13 protein-coding genes are annotated in these 19,556 nt (G+C 64.7%); 5 read left to right on the plus strand and 8 right to left on the minus strand.

Features of this window, described 5'->3' with window-relative positions; all coding sequences use genetic code 11:
* Nucleotides 1-14: 14 nt before the first annotated feature.
* Nucleotides 15-1,064: a fimbrial protein gene (locus ACPTTF_RS31795; protein ID WP_423369630.1), complete on the plus strand. Its 1,050-nt coding sequence runs from the start codon at nt 15-17 to the stop codon at nt 1,062-1,064.
* Nucleotides 1,065-1,291: 227 nt separating this feature from the next.
* A complete protein-coding gene (locus ACPTTF_RS31800; protein WP_423369631.1) occupies nt 1,292-1,834 on the plus strand; it encodes a fimbrial protein in 543 nt (180 codons plus the stop codon).
* Nucleotides 1,835-2,178: 344 nt separating this feature from the next.
* Here ACPTTF_RS31800 and ACPTTF_RS31805 read toward each other — a convergent pair whose 3' ends face one another.
* The 5 genes from ACPTTF_RS31805 to ACPTTF_RS31825 form a co-directional block, all read right to left on the minus strand.
* Entirely contained in the window at nt 2,179-5,292 is a 3,114-nt protein-coding gene (locus tag ACPTTF_RS31805) for an ATP-binding protein (protein WP_423369632.1), read from the minus strand.
* Between the two features lie 178 nt (nt 5,293-5,470).
* Complete coding sequence (locus ACPTTF_RS31810; protein WP_423369633.1) at nt 5,471-6,139, minus strand: response regulator; 669 nt, start codon at nt 6,137-6,139, stop codon at nt 5,471-5,473.
* 625 nt (nt 6,140-6,764) lie between these two features.
* Nucleotides 6,765-9,869 carry a hybrid sensor histidine kinase/response regulator gene (locus ACPTTF_RS31815; protein ID WP_423369634.1) on the minus strand — a complete coding sequence of 1,035 codons (3,105 nt, stop codon included), beginning with the start codon at nt 9,867-9,869 and terminating at the stop codon, nt 6,765-6,767.
* A 608-nt stretch (nt 9,870-10,477) separates the two neighbouring features.
* Complete coding sequence (locus ACPTTF_RS31820) at nt 10,478-13,801, minus strand: filamentous hemagglutinin N-terminal domain-containing protein (RefSeq protein ID WP_423369635.1); 3,324 nt, start codon at nt 13,799-13,801, stop codon at nt 10,478-10,480.
* 63 nt (nt 13,802-13,864) lie between these two features.
* Nucleotides 13,865-15,496, minus strand: coding sequence for a ShlB/FhaC/HecB family hemolysin secretion/activation protein (locus ACPTTF_RS31825; RefSeq protein WP_423369636.1), 1,632 nt, complete (start codon nt 15,494-15,496; stop codon nt 13,865-13,867).
* A 435-nt stretch (nt 15,497-15,931) separates the two neighbouring features.
* On the opposite strand from ACPTTF_RS31825, the gene ACPTTF_RS31830 reads away from it, so the two are divergent.
* From ACPTTF_RS31830 to ACPTTF_RS31840, 3 genes are all read left to right on the plus strand, one after another.
* A complete protein-coding gene (locus tag ACPTTF_RS31830; RefSeq protein ID WP_423369637.1) occupies nt 15,932-16,564 on the plus strand; it encodes a LysE family translocator in 633 nt (210 codons plus the stop codon).
* A 215-nt stretch (nt 16,565-16,779) separates the two neighbouring features.
* Entirely contained in the window at nt 16,780-17,121 is a 342-nt protein-coding gene (locus ACPTTF_RS31835; RefSeq protein WP_423369638.1) for a type II toxin-antitoxin system RelE/ParE family toxin, read from the plus strand.
* Entirely contained in the window at nt 17,108-17,395 is a 288-nt protein-coding gene (locus ACPTTF_RS31840; protein WP_423369639.1) for a helix-turn-helix domain-containing protein, read from the plus strand. The genes ACPTTF_RS31835 and ACPTTF_RS31840 overlap by 14 nt, the downstream gene beginning before the upstream one ends.
* Nucleotides 17,396-17,474: 79 nt before the next feature.
* Here the strand turns inward: ACPTTF_RS31840 and ACPTTF_RS31845 are convergent, their stop codons facing one another.
* The 3 genes from ACPTTF_RS31845 to ACPTTF_RS31855 form a co-directional block, all read right to left on the minus strand.
* Complete coding sequence (locus ACPTTF_RS31845) at nt 17,475-18,164, minus strand: YebB family permuted papain-like enzyme (RefSeq protein ID WP_423369640.1); 690 nt, start codon at nt 18,162-18,164, stop codon at nt 17,475-17,477.
* Between the two features lie 144 nt (nt 18,165-18,308).
* Nucleotides 18,309-18,878 carry a hypothetical protein gene (locus tag ACPTTF_RS31850; RefSeq protein WP_423369641.1) on the minus strand — a complete coding sequence of 190 codons (570 nt, stop codon included), beginning with the start codon at nt 18,876-18,878 and terminating at the stop codon, nt 18,309-18,311.
* Nucleotides 18,879-19,097: 219 nt separating this feature from the next.
* Nucleotides 19,098-19,556: an Lrp/AsnC family transcriptional regulator gene (locus ACPTTF_RS31855; protein WP_006749370.1), complete on the minus strand. Its 459-nt coding sequence runs from the start codon at nt 19,554-19,556 to the stop codon at nt 19,098-19,100.

Below are 19,556 nucleotides of genomic sequence, written 5' to 3' on the forward strand. Positions count from 1 at the left end.
CGAAATCACGATAAATGGAACATGAAAACATGAGATTCAAATATCTTTTTATTTCCATGATTTTCTTTGCAAGCTGGCTTCATTCGAACTCCAGCCTGGCGCAAACCAATCTTTGCCGTTACGGCAACGGAAACTGGAACGATTACCAACGCAGATTCAGCTTCGGCGATGTGTTCGTCTCCTATGACACGCCGAACGGTGCCGTTCTGGCAACAACGACTGTGGAACCGGTAATGGATTATGTCTGCGGTGCCAATACGACCCCGCCCGGAGGCTATCAAACCTATTTCATTAGTGGCGGGTACCAATCCAATATCCCTGGCGTGGTTTACACCAAGTACTCCGCCACTACGCACTCGCTAGGATTGCGCTTTACCAATCTTGATACTGGAGAGGTCATGATGGTGTATGGCGGCGCCACTCAGGACTGGGCCCCCGCGAATCCGGCTACCAAACCGACTGAAGGCCGATTTCGCGTCAAAGTCGAATTAATCAAGCTCAATGACGAGATATATAACACACAGCTTCCGATCTATACCGCCGGCTGGTGGAACGTAGGTGTAGTAAGCCGGGGAAATCCACACTCCAAAGCCCAATATCAGTTCTACTGGAACAACAGCAACGGGAAACTGATCATCATGCCGAATACCTGCACGGTCACCACGCCGTCGGTCAATGTGCCATTGCAGCCCATCGCGGCAAGCAAACTCAATGCTGTTGGCGTAACAGCGGGGGATAAGGAATTCAATATCGGTTTGAACTGTAAATCCGGGTCGAAGGTTTACGTGACACTGACCGATTTGACCGATCAGAGCAATACCGGCAATCAATTGACCCTCACGCCCGATTCGTCGGCGAAAGGCGTGAAGCTTCGCATCCTGAGAAACGGGCAGCCCGTCGGTTACGGTCCGGATTCCATCGCCGTTGGCAATACCAACCAATGGCTTGTCGGGCCGTCCGCGACAACGACCAGCATTCCGCTGTCCGCGCAATACATTGCGACCGGCCAGGTGTCCGGCGGAACGGTCAAGGGTGTCGCGACGTTCACGATGAGCTATCAGTAAATGATTCGGTAGCGTACCGGGCGCAGGCAATCGCGAACGGCCGGTGCACTACGGCGGTCATCGCTCGATCGATGGCCGAAACAGGCTTCTGTTTCGCAGTCCTTCAGGATTGCATCGGAAGATCATTGACGGACGAAGTCGGGTGTCGCCCGTACGGCCGGTCACGGCATGCGGACGGCTCGACGGCGGAGTCCGTTTTTACATCTCCTAGTACTAGAGGAATTGACATGAAACTCGCATTCTCCAGCATCGCCGCTCTCACCGTCGCTGCCGCGGCAGCACTGCCGGCTGTGTCGCACGCCGCGGACGGCACGATCACCATCAACGGCAAGATCGGCACGCAGACCTGCACGATCGACGGCAACGGCACCGGCAACAAGGACTTCACCGTCGCGCTGCCGAAGGTGTCGACGTCGTCGCTCGCTTCGGGCGGGACGACGGCCGGCCGCACGCCGTTCAAGATCGGCCTGAAGAACTGCTCGCCGGCGACGGGCAATGTTTACACGCACTTCGAGCCGGGTACCACGGTCAACTCGACGACCGGTCAACTGATCAACGTATCGGGGACGGCAAAGAACGTCGAAATCGGTCTGCTCAACGGCGATACGACCAACATCGGGGTCGGCAAGGCCGACGAAAACTCGAAGATCGTCGCGCTGACGAACGGTGCCGCGGATCTCCCGTACTACGCGCAGTACGTCGCGACGGGCGGCGCCGCAGGTCAGGGCACGGTGAACACGTCGGTGATGTACTCGATCATGTATCAGTAATCGACGCTCCCGGCGCGCGCCCGCGCGCCGGGTGTCGCCGATGCGCGGGCTCGTCGTAGCCCGCGCGCTCGACGTCGAACACGCCAGAATAATCTGTGCGATTGCCCTTTTGTCCGGGCGAAACGACGTGTGTTTCCACTACGTATCCGTGATCGATCAGGACGACAAGTCTTCAGGCCGACCACTGTCACGCACCTCGACATTCCGTGTGGCTATCGCGAGGATCGGGCCATACCTGCACAGGCAGGAACGCATCTGTGTCTGCGCGGCGGCTATCGGGATGTTCATTTAGCGATGCGCAGCACGACGGCTTCCAGCCCAAAACCGGCGGTCAATACTTCAGCCTATTTTCCCGACACACGCGAGCCCGCCTCGTCGTCCGTCGACAGCCGTCCGAGTGCCAACCGAACCGCCTCCACGGTCGAATCCCACACGCGCTTCAATGCTTCCGGACCGCCGTCCCGCATCGCATGTTCGGCGCGCGCACATGCGTCGCGCGCATCGACGTCGCCCGCCAGCGCGAAACCGCCGCGCATCGAATGCAGTTCGATGCGAAGCGTATCGGCGTCGCCGCTCGCGAGCGCATCACCGATCGCCACGAGCGAATGCAGCGTCGCGTCGCGCAGCGTGCGCCGCACCTCGTCCGTCATCGCAGGCGCGGCTGGCGCTTGCCCATGCGCCGGCGCGGGCGATGCGGCATCGCGCCCCGCATGCCGCCGCAACGCCGCGTCGAGCGTCTCGATCGACAGCGGCTTGAGCACGACCTCCACCGCGCCGGCCTGTTCGCAGCGCCTGCGATCCTCGTCGGTCGCATGCGCCGTCATCGCGATCACCGGCACGCGCGCGCCCTGCTCGCGCAGGAAGTTCGCGAGCGCGAAGCCGTCGAGTTCCGGCATGCCGAGATCGGTCAGCACGACGTCGTACGGTCGCTCGAAGAACGCGCGCATCGCCTCGATGCCGTTGGAAACGATCGTCGCGTCGTAGCCCAACGCGTCGAGCTGGTCGCGCAGCAACGCCCGGCTTGCCGGATGATCCTCGGCGACGAGTACTTGCAGCGGCTCCTCATCGTCGGCCTCCGCGTCCGCGTCCGCCTCCGCCCCTCCTTCGGGCTTCACCTCCGCTTCGTACCCGCGCGCAGCATCGGCGAACGTCCCGGGTTCCGGCGCATCGTCCCGCCAGCCGGACGGTGCTTCGGGCAGCGGCAACTCGGCCACGAACGTCGTGCCTTCGCCAAGACGGCTGTCGACGCTCAACTCGCCACGCATCAGCGCCACGATGCGCCGGCATAGCGGCAGCCCGAGCCCCGTGCCGCCGAAGCGCCGGTAGATCGACGCGTCGGCCTGGATATAGACGTCGAACAGGGTCGGCAGGCTGTCTTCGGGAATGCCGATGCCCGTATCGCAGACGGCGATTTCGACGCCACGACCGGCCGAGCCCGGCTGCGCAAGCCGCACGTCGATCGTCACGCCGCCGCGCTTCGTAAACTTGATCGCGTTGCTGGCGAGGTTCGACAGCAGTTGCCGCAGCCGTGTCGGGTCGCCCACGTAACCATCGGCGAGATCCGGTGCAATACGGCACGTCAGCGCGAGGTTTTTCGCATCCGCCAGCGGACGGAAGATCGCGGCCACGTCGTTCACGACACGACGCAGGTCGAACGGGATGCTTTCGAGCACCATCTGGTTCGACTCGGCCTTCGACAGATCGAGCACGTCGTTGATGACTCGCAGCAGCGCATCGGACGACGACATGATCGTCCCCAGCCGGCGCCGCAGCGGCGCCGCCATCTGCGCGCGCTCCATCAGCTCCAGGTTACCGATGATCGCGTTGAGCGGCGTGCGGATCTCGTGGCTCATCGTAGCGAGGAACGTCGACTTCGCCTTGTTCGCGAACTCGGCGGCTTCGCGCGCCTCGCGCAGCTTCTCCTCCGCCTGCTTGCGGGCCGTGATGTCGAGCAGCGTGCACAGCAGCACGTCGATGCCGCGGTACTTGGTACGCACGATGTGCGCGTCGAGATAGACGGTGCCGTATCCCGCGCGCTCGACGGCCAGTTCCCGCGTCACGCGCGCACGCGCGTTGCCGGCAAGCGCGCCGTCCCGGTACGCGCGCCACAGCCGCTTGCCGAGCGGCTCGCCCGACACGTCCCGCTCGTACGCGATCAGCGCGTCGTTGCGCACGATGGCTTCGCCGTCGACGAACGACAGCAGCACGAGCCCGGCCGGCGCCGTGCGGATCAGCGTCCGGTTGAGCGCCTCGCTTTCGATCAGGCGAATCGCCCGCCGATTCGCAGGACGCAGCGCGCGCCTGTCGAACATCACGATTGCGATCCACAGCAGCGCGATCGCGAAAAGCGCGGGCGCAACCGTCAAGCTCGCGCGCAAGGCAATGTCGCTCAGAACCGCACGCCATGAGATGGTCGCCATCACCACCTCGTCCGATCTCGGTACCCGGTCGCTGACGACGAAATTCATGCCGACGCGATGTGCGACCGCTCGCTCGCCGGCCTCGTGGCGCGCATGCTCGAGCGCAGTGGCCACCATCGCGCCATCGGGTTGCCCGCCGAGCAGGAGATTTCCGCTGGAATCGACCAGCGCGTATTCCCTGCCGGCGCCCGGCGAGCGCAGTATCCCCTCTATCAGCGGCAGGCTGTTGATGACGAACCAGATGACCGGTTTGCCGTTCGCGCCGCGCACCCATTGCACCATCCGCAGCACGGAGCGCCCGAGCACCGGATCGAATCGCCGGTCCAGCGCAATCGCGTTTCGACGAACGGCGGGCGCGGTCAATACGGCCGCATCCGCTGTCGATGCGGCCGTATCGTTCGTCGTCGGCAGCAGTTGCTCGACGAGTGCCCTCACGTCGAAACCGGCTGGCAGTGCAAGCGCCCGCTTCACGAGTGGATGCCCCGTCGCAACGATGAAATCGCCGTTCGGATCGATCAGATAAGCGGAACCGCCCGGATCGGCCGGTTGCGGCGGCGGCAGGACGCCTGTCACCTCAACCCCCTCGAGATAGCGCGCGAGGTACGGCAAGTGACTGTTCGCCGATACGGCCGGCGGGATGTCGGCGAATGCGGCGATCGCAATTCGCCCTTTTCGCCCGACGAACGTCTGCTTGCCGTGCTTGCCGGCGAGCACCCCGGGCAGGCCCGGCGAATTTTCAGCGACGCTGGCCCACTGCAGCTCCATGTCCTCGACATAGCGATTCCGCAGCGCCCGCATGATTTCGACCTCGGCGACGAGTTCGGCCCTGCGCCCCGTAAACTCGACGCGGAAACGCTCGAGCGACTCCTGCACGTCGAGCAGCAAAACGAGCGTCGCGCACACCAGAATGAACGCCGAGATCGCCGCGCCGCTGCCGTACAACAGAAACTGCTGCTGCCGCCGGACGCGCCCCGGCTCGAATGGCTTGCGAACAGCCACCGCGCCGTGCGAGAAAAGTCTTTTCAGCTTTGCGGGCATGTCGTTTCGATCTCGTTGCTCGTGGCCGGGCATACCGCATCATTCACCGATGCGGGCGCCTCGGCTCCCTGGGAAACAGGGTAGTCGTGTCGCGTGGCGCGCCTCCATCCATACGCAATGCGTCACTTCGGCGGCGCCTGCTCCGAAACGACCGGAGCGTCAACCGGCCCTCGCCGCGTCACGTCGACGAGGCATCGTCGTCAGCCGCGCCGGCGAGATTTTGCTCATCGTTGTAGCGGATCAGATCCGCGTCGCGAACGATCCCGAGTTTCTTCATCGCGCTCGACTTCTGCGAACTGATGGTTTGCTTGCTGCGATGCAGCTGCGCAGCGATCTCTCCCACCGTGTAGCCCGCGCCGAACAATCGGACAACCTCGATCTCGCGCGTCGTCAGTGCGCGGGCGGCGGGCTCGGATTGGATGTCCTGCAGGAGTTGCTTGATGTACGGCGACATGTAATTCGCACCGACGTATGCGGCATGCACGGCGCCGATCAGGTGCGAGATCGCGTCCGACTTGCTGAGGATGCAACTCACGCCCTGCTTGTGGATCGCACGCAGCACGCTCGGATTGTCGATCATCGTGATCGTCACGATATGCAGCGCCGGATAGCGGCGCTGCAGGAACGACAGCAGCACGAGCCCGTCGCCGTACTTGCCGCCCGGCATCACATAGTCGAGCACGAGCACATCGCTCTGCTGCGCGTCGAGCGCCGCAACCAGGTCCGTCGAGTTCGAAACCGTGCCCACAAGCTTGATCGTGCTGTTACCTTGCAGCGACTGCGACATGCCGAGCGCGGACGCCGGATGATCGTCGGCCACCATCACGCGCACAAAGAATTCGTCCATGTTCCTGTTTCCCCGAGGCTTTCAGTCACGCATCCGGTCCCCGCTGCGACGGGGGGCACGCTCGCGCCATCGTATCGATGGCTGGCCGCAATCGGCGCACCGGACTCATAGTGACTCAATTTTAAGATAAATCCCGGTTCGCCCTGCAATCAGGGCGGGCCACGCGGCGGACGATACGCGCCGGTGCCCGTGATGCGCACGGCCTGTCCGCACGGCTGCGCCGCGCAGATTTGCCGAAACTCGCAACAGTTCGGCGCTGTTACGGGATACCGCGACGGCGTCCGGCTGCGCTCTCTCGCAGCGCGGTCGTGCCGCTACACGTCGCGCTATCGGTGGCTCGAATCGCCGGGCAGGTCGTGCGATTTGTCATCCACTCGATTTTTCCACTCGATCAGCGCACGTCGCCGCTGAACCGGAGACATGAGCAGAAACTCGTTCATCATCGTCAGGAATTCCCGGCGGGATTTCTCAGAGAGTGCAGCAAATTCGAGCAACAGTGCGAATATTTTCCCTACATGGCGCACGGCGTTCCCCTCCAGTATTAATTTGAACTCTGCCGCGCGACGTGCGTCGGCACCCTGCCTTTGTTATTTTGGATACGCGTTGATGCGTACGCTGCTGTTGGTTACTTGTCATGCAAAGCCGTTTCATGTTTGGTTGAGCCCGATGGGCACGCGGCCGCGCACGGCTCCTTCGTCGAAGTAGCCGCACGACGCTGCCGCGCTTGTGCAAGCGCGCCGCGCAGGTGCTTGAGCGTCACGGGTTTCGTCAAGACGCGTCGCACACCGGCTGCCGCGTAGCGGTGCATGCCTTCGGGCGTCAAATGCGACGTCACGACCAGTACGTCGCACGCCGCATCGACGCCGCGTGCCGCTTCCGCCAGTTGGTGCGCGCGCATGTCGGGCAGATCGTCGCCGATCAGCAGCACGTCCCAGTCGTCGCCGGCCAGCAATTCGAGCGCCTCGCGCCCCGATCCGACCTCGGTTGCCGCACAGCCAAGCGCGTACAACTGTTCGCTGAAAATCGAGCCGTTGATCGTTTCGTCGTCTGCGACAAGCACGCGCAAGGCGCGAACGCCTTGCGCGGCCGCGTCGCGCGACGTTTCGGTCAGCGCCAGATCGTGGGCGTGCGAGTCGTCACGCCGCGGGTCATCGCCCGATGCGACATCGATCCCGCTTTCGTCTCCCACCGTGCCGCCAAGCGCCAACGCAGCACGCAAGCCTCCGAGCGAATAACTCGATACGCGTACCGTGCCGCCCGCGCGGTACGGTTCGAGCGGGCCGTCAGGTATCGCGAGTATCAGCGGTGCGCAATCGCTCAGGCTGGCCAGATCCGCGTGCGACCATGTGTCGGAATCGCCGAACAGCATGACCGTGCCGCGTCGTGCAATGCCGGCCGGCAGACGCGACGGACTGTCGTACACGCTGACGCCGAACCCCCATGCGCGCAGATGCGGCAACGCAAAATCGCGCCACCCGGGATGGGCGGCGATCAGCGTCAGCCCGTGTGCGTGAGCCGTGCGTGGCCGGTCGAGTGCGACGATGTCCAGGCCGAGCGGCAGAAGTACCGTGAAACGGCTGCCGGCGCCCGGTTCGCTCGCCACCTCGATGCAGCCGCCCATCGCCGCGACGAGCCGGTCGCACAACGCAAGCCCGAGCCCCGTGCCGCCGTAACGCCGTGTGATCGACGTGTCGACCTGCGAAAACGCGTTGAACAACTTGCGTCGATGTTCAGCGGCGATGCCGATGCCGGTGTCCTCGACCTCGACCGCCAGTTCCGGCGTGCCGTGCCTTTCGGCAACGACCGCGACGCGCACGGTCACGCGGCCGACGTCGGTAAACTTGAGCGCGTTGCTCAGCAGGTTGCGGAGCACTTGCGCGAACCGGGTCGGATCGCCACGCATCCGTTGCGTACTGCTCGCATGGATCTCGCAGAAGAGCTGTACGCCCTTCGCTTTCGCGATCGTCGCAAACGCGTTCAACTCGCGCTCGACCGTCGCGATCACGTCGAACTCGATCGATTCCACCGACATCGCACCGGCCTCGATCTTCGAGAAGTCGAGAATGTCGCTGACGAGCGCGAGCAGGCTCGTCGCCGACGTGCGCAACGTGTGCACGCGATCATGCTGGGTCGCATCGAGCGCCGAGCGCTCGAGCAGTTCGAGGTTGCCGAGAATCACGTTCAGCGGCGTACGGATCTCGTGGCTCATCGCCGCGAGGAACGACGATTTCGCGGCGTTGGCCGAATCGGCCGCGCGCACGGCCTCTTCCAACTGCTGCACAAGTTGCCGCTTGGCGGTCATGTCCGCGACCGCGGCGATCAGCACGTCCGTGCCCTGATAGCGCGCGCCGCACGCAATGAATTCGAGGTGCAGATGCGCGGCTTCCACGCCCCCCACCAGGAGGTCGTCGTGCAACACGCCGCCTGCGTCGCCGCGCGCCTGCCATGCGTCGGCCACCTGACTCGACAGCGCGTGATAGTCGCCGCCGATCCGCGCGACCATGTCCGTGAGCGCAGGGCTCACGAGCATGAAACGCCCGTCGTCGCGCGCGATCAGCCCGAGCCCGATCGGCGCCATCTCGATCACGCTGCGGCACAGCGCTTCGCTGTCGAACACACGCTGCGAACGCGTGTAGAGCGGCACGAACTCGCGCCGATGAAAGCGCAGCAGCAGCCCCCACATGACCGCGAGCGCGAGCAGCGTCGCGGCGCCGAGCGTACCGGCCGAACGCGCGACGCCGGCCGCAATGTCGGTCCACGACAGCGCATAGGCAAGCGTCCAGCCCGTCGATTCGAGCTTGCCGTGAAACAACAGGAAGCCATCGCGGAACACGGGCGCGCCCGACGCCGACGCGCCCCCCCGCCACGGGTTCAGCTTCAACAGGCTTTCCACGCGATCGGCATCGCGCGCCGACGGATCCATCGTGACGAGCCGGCCATCGGCCGTCGTGATGTAGAACGCGCCTTCCGGGCGATAGTCGGCAAGCCAGGACAGCAGGTAATCGGACGGATATTCGGTGACGAGCACCGCGAATGGCTTGTCGTTGTCGCGCGCCTCGGCCGCGAGCCGAATGCGCGACTGCCCGGACACGGGATCGGTGAACGGCGCCAGCCACCGCACATGAGGCCGCGCATCGGCGATGCCCGGATACGGGCGCTCGAAATCGACGCGCAGCGCGTCCAGCACGCGTGTGCGGCTTTCCGGCGAAACCAGCGCCGGATCGTCGCGGTCCCGATGAGGTATCAGCGCGAACAATCCCGTGCGCGCGCTGTAGTGGTAGCCCTCCAGCGTGCGCCCGCGATTGATCGAACTGGCCGCGCAGATGCGTGCCAGCAGGACCGACAGCGACAGATAGCGCGCGACTTCGGCGCGGTTGCCGGTTTGCGCCGGCACACCGACGATGAGTGACGGATGCGGCCGGGTCGAGAGGCGTTGGTCGTTGGCGAAGAATTCGTCGACGACGGCCGCCGGCGCGTCGCTGGCCTCCTGCCAGATCAGCTGCGCGTTCGCAACGGCGTTGCGGAACGAGGTTTCGCTCACCTGGATTTCGTTGAGCGTCTGCTCCAGGCCATTCAGGTAGTTGCGCCGCGCCCCCTCGACATAACCCGAGACGATCGACGCCATCCCGAGACCGCAAGCGATCAGGACAAGGACGGTGACGACGATTCCGCCGCCGAACACCGAAATGCTCTGATAACGACGAAGGGATTGAAGCGGGCTCTGCGACATGGCGCGCGGCGACGACCGCGAACGCGGCCGGAACGACGTCGTTCCAGCCCCCGTGATCGTCTCGGAAAACACCTGGAAAAAAGGAGGGATTTCCGATCATGCCAAAGGCCCGCGCGGGCGTCCTCATCGAATGAACCATTTCGTACACGTCACACATAATGCAGAAATACTTTCGGACTTGACCGAAAGTTGATGCCGCAAATTTGAGTCGCTTGTTCCGCATTGCGTTGAATGAGCGTTCGGCGAGCCAACATCTCGGGCAATGCAATGAGTTGAAGTTTTTTGGGAGATAGCTCCGATCGCGCTGCCACCTTGACGCGTACTGCCGACGCGAATAGCGACTGTTCCGACGATTCCGCGGGCGTGCTAGGCTCGCCGCCAAAAAGAAAAGGTTCTTCACGAATCGACGTGAAGAACCTTTGAAAGGCATCGTTTCGACGACGACCGGTCGGCGATGGTATGCGTACCACCATCGCCGACCGGCCAACCCGCCCGGCACCTGCGCCGAACGGGCGCCGAATCGAAGCCGCGACGGCACGACGTGCCCGGAAGGCGAGCGGCACTGCAACGAACGCCGCCTCCCGGAACGGGACCGATTAGTTCCCGATTTAGCGGAGATTGAGGCCCACGAGCTGCACCGTCGCCGCGCTTCCGCTCACGCTATTGCCGCTCATCCAGCCGAAGTTGACGCCGAACAGCCCACCGTAGAACTGGTCGTACCCGGCCGTGTAGGCAATACGGCTGCTCGAGTTCGAACGATCGACGTTGCCGAAGTTTTCGCCGGCTACGCCGCCCAGCCGTGCATAGCGCCCGCCGGACACCGAACCCGACGCCGACGACGACGCGATCTTGCCGTCGTTGTCGCCGACGAGACCGCCGACCGAACTGCCGTCGCCGCCCTTCGCCGAACCGGAAGCGTCGGATGCATCGATCGATGCGTCCATGAAGTTATGGCCGACCAGACCGCCGACGAAGCTATCGGCGCCCGCAACGACGTCACCCGACGCGCTCGACGACGACACGCGGCCCATGTTGAATCCGACCAGGCCGCCTGCCTTGCCCGTACCGGCGACGTTCACGGCCCCGCTTGCTTTGGATCTCGCCACCGAACCGGCATTCAAGCCGACGAGACCGCCTGCCATGCCGTTATTGCCGGCCGATACGTCGCCGCCTGCCGACGAAGCAGTCACGGTGCCGTAGTTTCCGCCGACGAGACCGCCCGCCTGGCTCTGCGCACCGACCTTGACCGTTCCGTTGGCCGACGAACCGTCCACCTTGCCCAGGTTCGAGCCGACGAGGCCGCCAGCCTGCACGTTGTCGCGCCCGTTCACGTTGCCGTGCGCGCTCGATGCGATCACCTCGCCGAGGAAGCCGTTGCGGCCGACGAGGCCACCCAGCTCGCTGTCGGCGCCCGCCAAAACGTCGCCGTTCGCGGTGGATGCGCTGACCGTGCCCGCGTTATATCCCACGAGCCCGCCCGCCACCGCGGCGTTGCCGGCCTGAACGCTGCCGTTCGCCATCGACGCCAGGATCGTCGCACGGTTGACGCCAACGAGCCCGCCGACGATAGCCGACTTGCCGGCAACGACATTGCCGCCCGCCGTCGACGAAGCGATCTTGCCGAGGTTTTCCCCGACCAGGCCGCCCGCCTTGGCGTTGTCGCCCACGGTCACGCTGCCCGTCGCGTCGGAGGCGTCGATCGATGCGGTGTTGTAGCCGACGAGGCCGCCTGCCGTCGCGTCATGGCCGGCCCGCACGCTCGCGGACGACAAAGATGCCTTGATGCTCCCGCCTTCGTGGAAACCGACGAGACCGCCGACACGCGCGCCGCGGGCCATGGCGGTGACGCTGCCTGCTGCCGTCGACGCCGTGATGACGCCGCGGTTGAAACCGACCAGACCGCCCGTGTTGCCGGCCGACTGGCTGCTGACCTGTACGTCGGCGCGGCTGTTGCTGATGATCGCGTCGCCGCGATTCGGCCACAGGACAGTGAGGTTTTCTCCAACCAGACCGCCGACGGACATCGCATCCTTGTCGCCTTCGACTCGACCGGAAACGAATGCGCGATCGATCCGTCCGCTCAGGTTGCTGCCGACCAGACCACCGACCATCGCACGACCGCTGCCGCTGACCAGAACGTCCTTCGCCTTCACGTTCGAGATCTCGCCCATGTTGTAGCCGGCCAATGCGCCGACGCTGACGGGCGAACCGCCGGCCGGAGCAAATGCCCGCGCCGTGATTTTTTCAAGCGTGAGATTGGCGATACGGCCGGTATTGGCTGCGAACAACCCGACGAGCGCCACGCCGGGATTCGTGACCGACAGGTTGCGCACGGTATTACCCAGACCGTCGAACACGCCGCCGAAGCTCGCGCTGCTGCCGCCGAGGCTGCGGAATTGCGCGCCCTTGCCGTCGATCGCATTACCCAGCACGTAGCGGCCGTTCATGTTGCCTTCGACGCTGCGCAGCCCTGCGAGATCGTGAATCACCCGATACGCTTCACCGTTCGCCGAGAACGACGCATTGCGGCCCGACAACGTGACCACCGCATCGTCGTTCGTGAGCGTGTGGCCGCTGCCCGAGTTCAGCGCGAGGCTCGCGTTTTCGCCTGTCAGCGTCAGCTTGTTGCCGAGCCGGATTTGTTTTGCCGCGTTCACCGTCACGCCCGCGTTCGCGCCGCTCGCCGTCAGCGACTGCTTCAGGTCGACGTTGCCCTTTTTCGACGTCAGCGCCAGCGCGTTGTCGCTCGTCCAGCTCACCGCGTCGCCCACCGTCAGGTCGCCCGACGTGTTGGTCAGCGCCACGTTCGTCGTGCCCAGGTTGCGCGACAGCGTCTCTCCGTCGATCGCGGCGTCGGCGTTGCCGCCTACCGCGGTGTTGGCCGCCTCGATCGCCCACAGACCCGCCTTGCCCGACGCCGCACGCGTATCCACCTGCACGTCGCGCGACACCACCACCCGCTCGCCGCGCGTCGTCACCGTGCCGCCCGCCGTCGACGCGTCCTGCGCGCTCGCGTCGAGCTTCCCGCCGACATGAACCTGGCCGCCGTCCAGCGTGATCTTCCCGGCGCGGCTGCTCAGGCCCTTCGCCTCGATCGTGCCGCTGTTCTTGACCACCGAGCCCAGCAGATCGCCTGCCGCGCGCGCCGTCATCAGCACTTCCCCGCCGTCCGCCTTCAGCAGCCCGCCGTTGTGCGCCTGCGCATCCACCGCTCCGCCTTCCACCTGCAGGTTCAGCAACCCGTTACCGTCGAAGTTCACGTTGAACGCATTGCCCGCACCCAACGCCACGCGGCCCATCTGCGCGCGGATCACGCCCGTGTTCGACACTCGCGCGCCCAGCAACGCCACGCTGCCGCCGTCCGCCGCCGCGATCGTCCCCGCGTTCTCCACCGACTGGCCCGACGTGCCCGCGAACCGGTAGCGGCCCGCCATGAAATCCGCGTCCGACAGGTTCTGCGTCGACGCCACCAGGCCACCCACGTTCACCTGCGCACCCGCGCCGAACATCACCCCGTTCGGGTTCACCAGGAACACGCGCCCGTTCGCGTCCAGCTGACCGTGAATCTGGCTGCCGTTCGCACCGATCACCCGGTTCAGCGCGATCGACTGGCTCGTCGGCTGCCGGAACGACACCCGCTCGCCGCCGCCCACGCTGAAGTCCTGCCAGTTCGTGATCAGCTTGTCCGTGTGCTGGTGGATCGACATCGTCTTGTTGTCCGCCGATGTATCGATGTTCGCGTTACCCGACTTGATCTCACCACCCGTCGGCAGCGCGTATGCGCCCGACGCCATTGCCAACCCCAGCAGCGACACGCCCGCCGCGAGCAGGCGCTTGCCGCCGCCCGACTTGCCGCGACGGCGCGCCGTTTCCCCGACTGCGCACCAGCCACCCTGCACTTCATTCCATACCAATGAATAGGCCTTGTTCATTTTGGTATCCTCTTTAATTTATTGTAGAAAACCCGCCTTGCCAGACGGACCGATCACGCGTTCTCAGAAATACTGAGCGGCCTGAACCCATACGCTCGGCGCGCGGGTCGGCGAACCGAACGCCGCACCGAGCGGCCACGCAGCCGTCAACGTCACCTGGCGCTTCGCACCGTACCAGCTCGCGCCGACACCGCCGGCCTGCATGTGCTGCATGTTTCGCCCTCGCGCCCACGGGTGCTTGTCGGCCTGCACGCGCCCGGCGTCGACGAACGTGCTGACCTGCCATCCGGGCGCGACGAGATAACGCAACTCGGCGCTGGCCTGCCAGCCCTGGTCGCCGCTGCCGGCGCCGAGTGCATACGCGCGCACGCCGTACGGGCCGCCGAGACTGAATTTCTCCGATTCGTCGAGATTGCGCGACGCGAGTTGCGCACTGAATTGCGTGTACAACTCGAACCGACGCCCCAGCGCCTGCACGCGCAGCGCACTCACATTCAGCTTCGCAAAGCTGCCGATCGACTTCTTCAGCTCGTCCGCTTCGAACGGATCGTTGCTGCGCAGCCGTCCGATGCCGAACATCACCGAGAACCCGTTGCGGCCGCCGCCCAGCAAGCTGTCCTGACTGTTGCCGCTGATGCCGAAGGTCCACAGGCCGACGTTCTTGTCGCGCCGGATGTCGAATATGCCGTAGTCGTCGCGCAGGTTCTTGTTTTCGTACTGGACCTGCGCGCTGACGCTCACGCTGCGCGCGCGCACGAGCGGCTGCGTGACGTACGCGGTTTGCACGCTCGCTCGGCCTTGCGATTCGAGATCGGAAAAAGCGCCGCCGAGCCGGTAGCGCAGCGACGAATACGCGACGCCGACCCGCGTCGACGCGGGCCCGACCGGTACCTGGTAAGCGGCACGGTAGTAGCGCTGCAGTTCGTTGCTGACGAGCCCGCGCAGGCTCAGGCGATCGCCGAGCCGCAGCGGTGAATTGACGTCGACACTGCCGCCGAGACGGTAGCGCCCGAGCGCCACGTCGCCGAAGTTGTCGAATTCGAGCGATCCGGACGCGAGCGGCCCTTTGTCGGCGTCGACGACGAGATCGGTGGTGCCCGGCATTGCTCCCGGACGCAACGTGCCGCGCGCACTGACGCCGGCCAGGTCGTCGAGCAGCAACAAGCTGCGCTCGAGATCGGGCCCGCGTACGACATCGCCCGGATGCAGCGCCGAGAGCGGCTGGCGCAGCGCGGCACCGAGCACGCGCGAATGGTTCTGGATCGTGATTGCGCCGTAGCGTCCTTCGGCGATTTCGATACGCACGACGCCGTCGTCGATGTCCTGGCGGGGCAGGTAGGCGCGCGCGAGCACGTAGCCATGGCGACGATAGTAGGCAGTGATGCGCCCGGTGGCGCGTTGCAGGTCGGCGAAACTCAGCGTGCTGCCGGCCAGATCGGCAACGAGCGGCAGTAGTTTGTCGCTGCCGAACACGGTATTGCCGTCGAGCGCGAATGCATGAACGAGCACGCGAGGCCCCGACTCGGGCGCGCTCTCGGAGGCATCTTCAGACGGCGCCGTCGTCAGATCGGGCGCGGCTTCCGGCGGCAACTCCGGACGCGGTGTCTCGATGTCTCGCATCGCTCGTCCCGCGTCCGGCACTTGCGCATGAACCGGCTCGAACAGGCCCGCGACACCGCCGCAGATCAGTGCCACGCACAATGCGTGTCGGCCCCGCAGAGCCACGCCGACGTCACGCGGCGCCGCATACGAACCGGCATCGTGCGATCGCATCGCTTCGACGCTACCGATGCCGCCCCGACGGCGATCGACGACTTGCATATGATCTACCCACATGGAATACGTTCGGACCTTACCGGCAAGGCACTTGCCAGCTTTGACTCAAGTGCCGAATGCTACAGACAGACATTTCGCATGTATTTAGATCACGTACGAAATTTCGTGACTAAATTTTTAATTGCTGGTGTAGCCACACGATGCGTACGAATGGTAAAGACGGCTTCGGTTTTATCGAAAGGATGGAAGCCAGTCGGCTATCGGCCAAATCCTGGCGCGAGCACGGTTGACCACCTGCAGCGGCACTTCTAAACTGGCATTCCTTTTTACGTCGCTCACGCAAAAGGGACTCCCATGATCGACCTTTCCACGCTCGCACTGTTCTCCGGCGCGTGTCTCGCGCTGACCGCCACGCCGGGCCCCGACATGCTGCTGATCGCGTCCCGTAGCGTGAGCCAGGGACGGCGCGCGGGTTTCGCAACGCTCGCGGGCATTCAGGCCGGCACCTACTGCCACGCGCTCGCGGCCGCGCTCGGGCTGTCGCAGCTCTTTGTCGCGGTGCCGATCGCCTACGATGCCGTGCGCTTCGCGGGCGCAGCGTATCTGCTGTATCTCGCATGGAGGACGTTCCGCTCGGATGCGACCGCGCTGTCGCCCGTTGCATCGCAGCGGCGCCACTCGACCGCGACGATCTTCCGCCAGGGCCTGACGACGAACCTGCTGAATCCGAAGATGGCGCTGTTCGTGCTCGCGCTGTTCCCGCAGTTCGTGCGGCCCGAGCACGGTTCGATCGCCGTGCAGATTCTCGTGCTCGCGACGGTGCTCAACCTGATCGGGATCGTCGTCAACGGCGCGGTCATTCTCTCCGCGAGCCGACTGAGCCAGCGGATCGGTGCGCGCCGCCGCCCGTCGAAGCTGCCGCAATATCTGCTCGGCACGGTGTTCGTGGGGCTCGCGGCACGGCTCGCGGTGGCGGGGCGGAATTGATCTCGCCCCCTCCCGAAGCACACGGGCAGGCCTGATATCCATTCGGATAACTAGTCGAATTCAGGCCACGGGCAAACAATCCGGCTCGCACATCAGCAACGAAGCACCGGAGAAACGTCCGCACGTTTCTCCGGTGCTTCCGTGCATTCGACGAGCCGCCCTCATGAGAAACACGACGGCGCTCCTTCTTGCAAAGAAATAACATATTTGTTACTATGCGAACCGTCGCGTATGAAATCCATTTCTTCAGCGAGCAGATCGAGGCAGGCGTGTTTGCGTTACCGAAGACGCTGACCGCCAGGTTCTTCGCACTCGCTGACCGTATGGAGCAGTACGGCCCGAATCTGGGCGAACCTCACACCAGGCCGACGGGCGACGGGTTGTATGAAATGCGCTTGAAGGGTCTGGAGGGTATCGCCCGTGTGTTTTACTGCGCGGTCGTCAACCGGCGAATCGTCATGCTTCACTGCTTCGTGAAGAAGACGCAGAAAACGCCGCAGAAGGCGCTGGAAACCGCGCGCCGTCGATTGAAGGAGGTTCGATATGGCAACCTATAAGGCACTGCGCGAGCGCGCGTTGGCCGATCCGACGGTACGTGCCGAATATGAACGGCTGAACCGCGAGGAATTCGCGTTGCTCGACGCAATGCTGGCCGCCCGGCGAGCCGCCGGTCTTTCGCAAGCCGATGTGGCAGAGCGAATGGGCACGAAGGCGCCTGCCGTCACGCGGCTCGAACGCGCGCTCGCGACGGGCCAGCACTCGCCGTCGATCGATACGCTACGCAAGTATGCCGCCGCGTGCGGCAAGAAACTCGTGATCTCTTTCGCCTGAGTCACACCAAGGCCCAGACATGCATGGATCGACCGCCAGTTCCTCGAGCGACTGACGGCCCGCCTGCCCCGTATCGCGCCTATTCCCCACCCGCGCATCCATCGTCGGCGCGATCGCGCGTATCCACCACCACGCACAGTTCCCGGCTGTTCATCAAACTCGCCGGCGTCACCGTGCGGCGCCGCCACGGAATCCGGCCGAAATACCAGATCTTCCAGAAACCGAGCGGATGATCTGGATTCCTGAGCAGCAGCGTGTCGAAGGTCTCGACATCGCCGAGCACGATCCGCGTCGCATCGCGCACGACTTCACGCACGAAACGCGAGCAGAACTGCCGGCGCGACGCGAGATTGAAACCCGTGTCGTAGACCACGCCGATCCGGCGCATCGCCGCGTCGACGAGCCTGCGCCGCTGCGCGGCATCGAGCGGCTGCTTCAGCCGCGCGATCACGCATGCACCGCGATCGGAGCGCGCGAGAAACCGCGACATCGTCGTGACGCGCGACAGCGGAAACGTGCTCTCCGCGACCAGCGCTTCGCCGCCGCGCTCGCCGACGACGATCCCGACATGATTCGTCCATGAGCGCGTCGCGCTCGCCACTTCGAGAAACGGCCGCACCGTCACGCGGATGAAGACGATGTCGCCGATCTCCGGCTCGACCGGCAACGGCACGTCATGCGACTCGGGAGAACCGACGGAGAAAAGACGCCGCAGGCCCACGCCGGGCGAACGGATCATGAGCGGCTGGCAGCCGGTGTCGACAAGCATACGGACCTCGCGCGAGTAAACGAGACGCCAGCATGTCAGCCGCGACCGCGCGCCGCATCCGCTTCATACGCGAGGGTGTGAATCCGCGCCGCGGGGTGGCGGATTTCGATACCGGCGTGACGCATGACACTCGACGCCGAACAGTCAGCGCGTCGCGCCCAGCGCCACGCGCAGCCGTTCCATCAACTGCGTGTAATGCCGCAGCACGTCGTCCTTCGACACGACATTCGCGGTCGCGAAACGCTCGGACCACGCCGGCTTCCATTCATACGAGCCGTGCACGCTCCGGTCGCCGTCGGGCGCCTGGATCAGCGAACGGATCCGCGCGTCGCGGCCCGGGCCCGTGTGCATGTCGAACAGCGCGTGGATGTACGTGTGATACGCGTCGTACACGTCATCGTCGAACAGGTAGCGATAGATGTGAAACGTGCGGTCGAGTTCGCGCTTCGCGCGGATCACGTCGTCCGGCGAAATGTCCTTCCAGTAGCCGATCCACGTATAGAAGCACAGCAGCGCATTGAGCTGCGGCGCGACCGCGTCGTACAGCGCGAGGCGCTTCTCGATCAGCCGCTGGTTGGTCCACTGCACGAGTTCGAGCCGCTTCAGACGGCGCGCGACGAGCCAGCCGAGGCACGCCACCGACAACGGTGTCAGCACGCCGAGCGTGAGCTTGACGATTTCCAGCGAATTCCACGGATTGTTGAATGGCTGCATGAATGGCCCGACAAGAAGAAACACACCCGCGCCGGCACATGATTCGGCGCGCGCGCCGCCTGCCCGATCGCGTTGACATTGACCGTTAGTTGCTTGCGCATCGAACGTCGCACGACGGTGCGAGCCGTACGTTCGATGCGGCGTGACTCGCCAGTTTATCCAACGATTGTCACCGAGCCATGACCGTTCGTCGACTCGTCGACGCACGCCTGCGCCGCGCTAGGTCGGCAGCGCCGACGTGAGCTTGACCTTCTGCATCGGAATATCGGTCTTCACGCTCAGCACGCCGGGAATGCGCGTGAGGGTTTCCATCTGGAAACGGCGGTAGTCGTCGATGTCGGCCGCGACGACCCGCAGCAGGAAATCGCAATCGCCGGCCATCAGGTGGCACTCGACGACTTCCGGCATCTGCTGGACCGCATCGGCGAAACGGTTCACGGATTCCGCGTCCTGCCCCTTCAGCCACACGCGTGTGAAGATCGTCAGCCCCTTGCCGACCTTCGCGGGATTCAGCACGGCCACGTATTTCTCGATCACGCCCGCTTCCTCGAGGAGGCGCACGCGCCGCAGGCACGGCGACGGCGACAATCCGACCTCGTGCGCTAGCTCCACGTTCTGCATGCGGCCGTCGCGCTGGAGGGCGCTCAGGATCCGGCGGTCGATGGCGTCCAGTTTCAT

Source organism: Burkholderia crassaminum, from assembly GCF_964265005.1.
In the GTDB taxonomy this organism is placed as follows: Bacteria; Pseudomonadota; Gammaproteobacteria; order Burkholderiales; family Burkholderiaceae; genus Burkholderia.

Bases quoted from the DNA above. Each gene is read 5' to 3' on its own strand.
- ACPTTF_RS31795 (WP_423369630.1), top strand. From the start codon at position 15: ATGGAACATGAAAACATGAGATTCAAATATCTTTTTATTTCCATGATT.
- ACPTTF_RS31800 (WP_423369631.1), top strand. From the start codon at position 1,292: ATGAAACTCGCATTCTCCAGCATCGCCGCTCTCACCGTCGCTGCCGCG.
- ACPTTF_RS31805 (WP_423369632.1), bottom strand. From the start codon at position 5,292: ATGCCCGCAAAGCTGAAAAGACTTTTCTCGCACGGCGCGGTGGCTGTT.
- ACPTTF_RS31810 (WP_423369633.1), bottom strand. From the start codon at position 6,139: ATGGACGAATTCTTTGTGCGCGTGATGGTGGCCGACGATCATCCGGCG.
- ACPTTF_RS31815 (WP_423369634.1), bottom strand. From the start codon at position 9,869: ATGTCGCAGAGCCCGCTTCAATCCCTTCGTCGTTATCAGAGCATTTCG.
- ACPTTF_RS31820 (WP_423369635.1), bottom strand. From the start codon at position 13,801: ATGAACAAGGCCTATTCATTGGTATGGAATGAAGTGCAGGGTGGCTGG.
- ACPTTF_RS31830 (WP_423369637.1), top strand. From the start codon at position 15,932: ATGATCGACCTTTCCACGCTCGCACTGTTCTCCGGCGCGTGTCTCGCG.
- ACPTTF_RS31835 (WP_423369638.1), top strand. From the start codon at position 16,780: ATGCGAACCGTCGCGTATGAAATCCATTTCTTCAGCGAGCAGATCGAG.
- ACPTTF_RS31840 (WP_423369639.1), top strand. From the start codon at position 17,108: ATGGCAACCTATAAGGCACTGCGCGAGCGCGCGTTGGCCGATCCGACG.
- ACPTTF_RS31845 (WP_423369640.1), bottom strand. From the start codon at position 18,164: ATGCTTGTCGACACCGGCTGCCAGCCGCTCATGATCCGTTCGCCCGGC.
- ACPTTF_RS31850 (WP_423369641.1), bottom strand. From the start codon at position 18,878: ATGCAGCCATTCAACAATCCGTGGAATTCGCTGGAAATCGTCAAGCTC.
- ACPTTF_RS31855 (WP_006749370.1), bottom strand. From the start codon at position 19,556: ATGAAACTGGACGCCATCGACCGCCGGATCCTGAGCGCCCTCCAGCGC.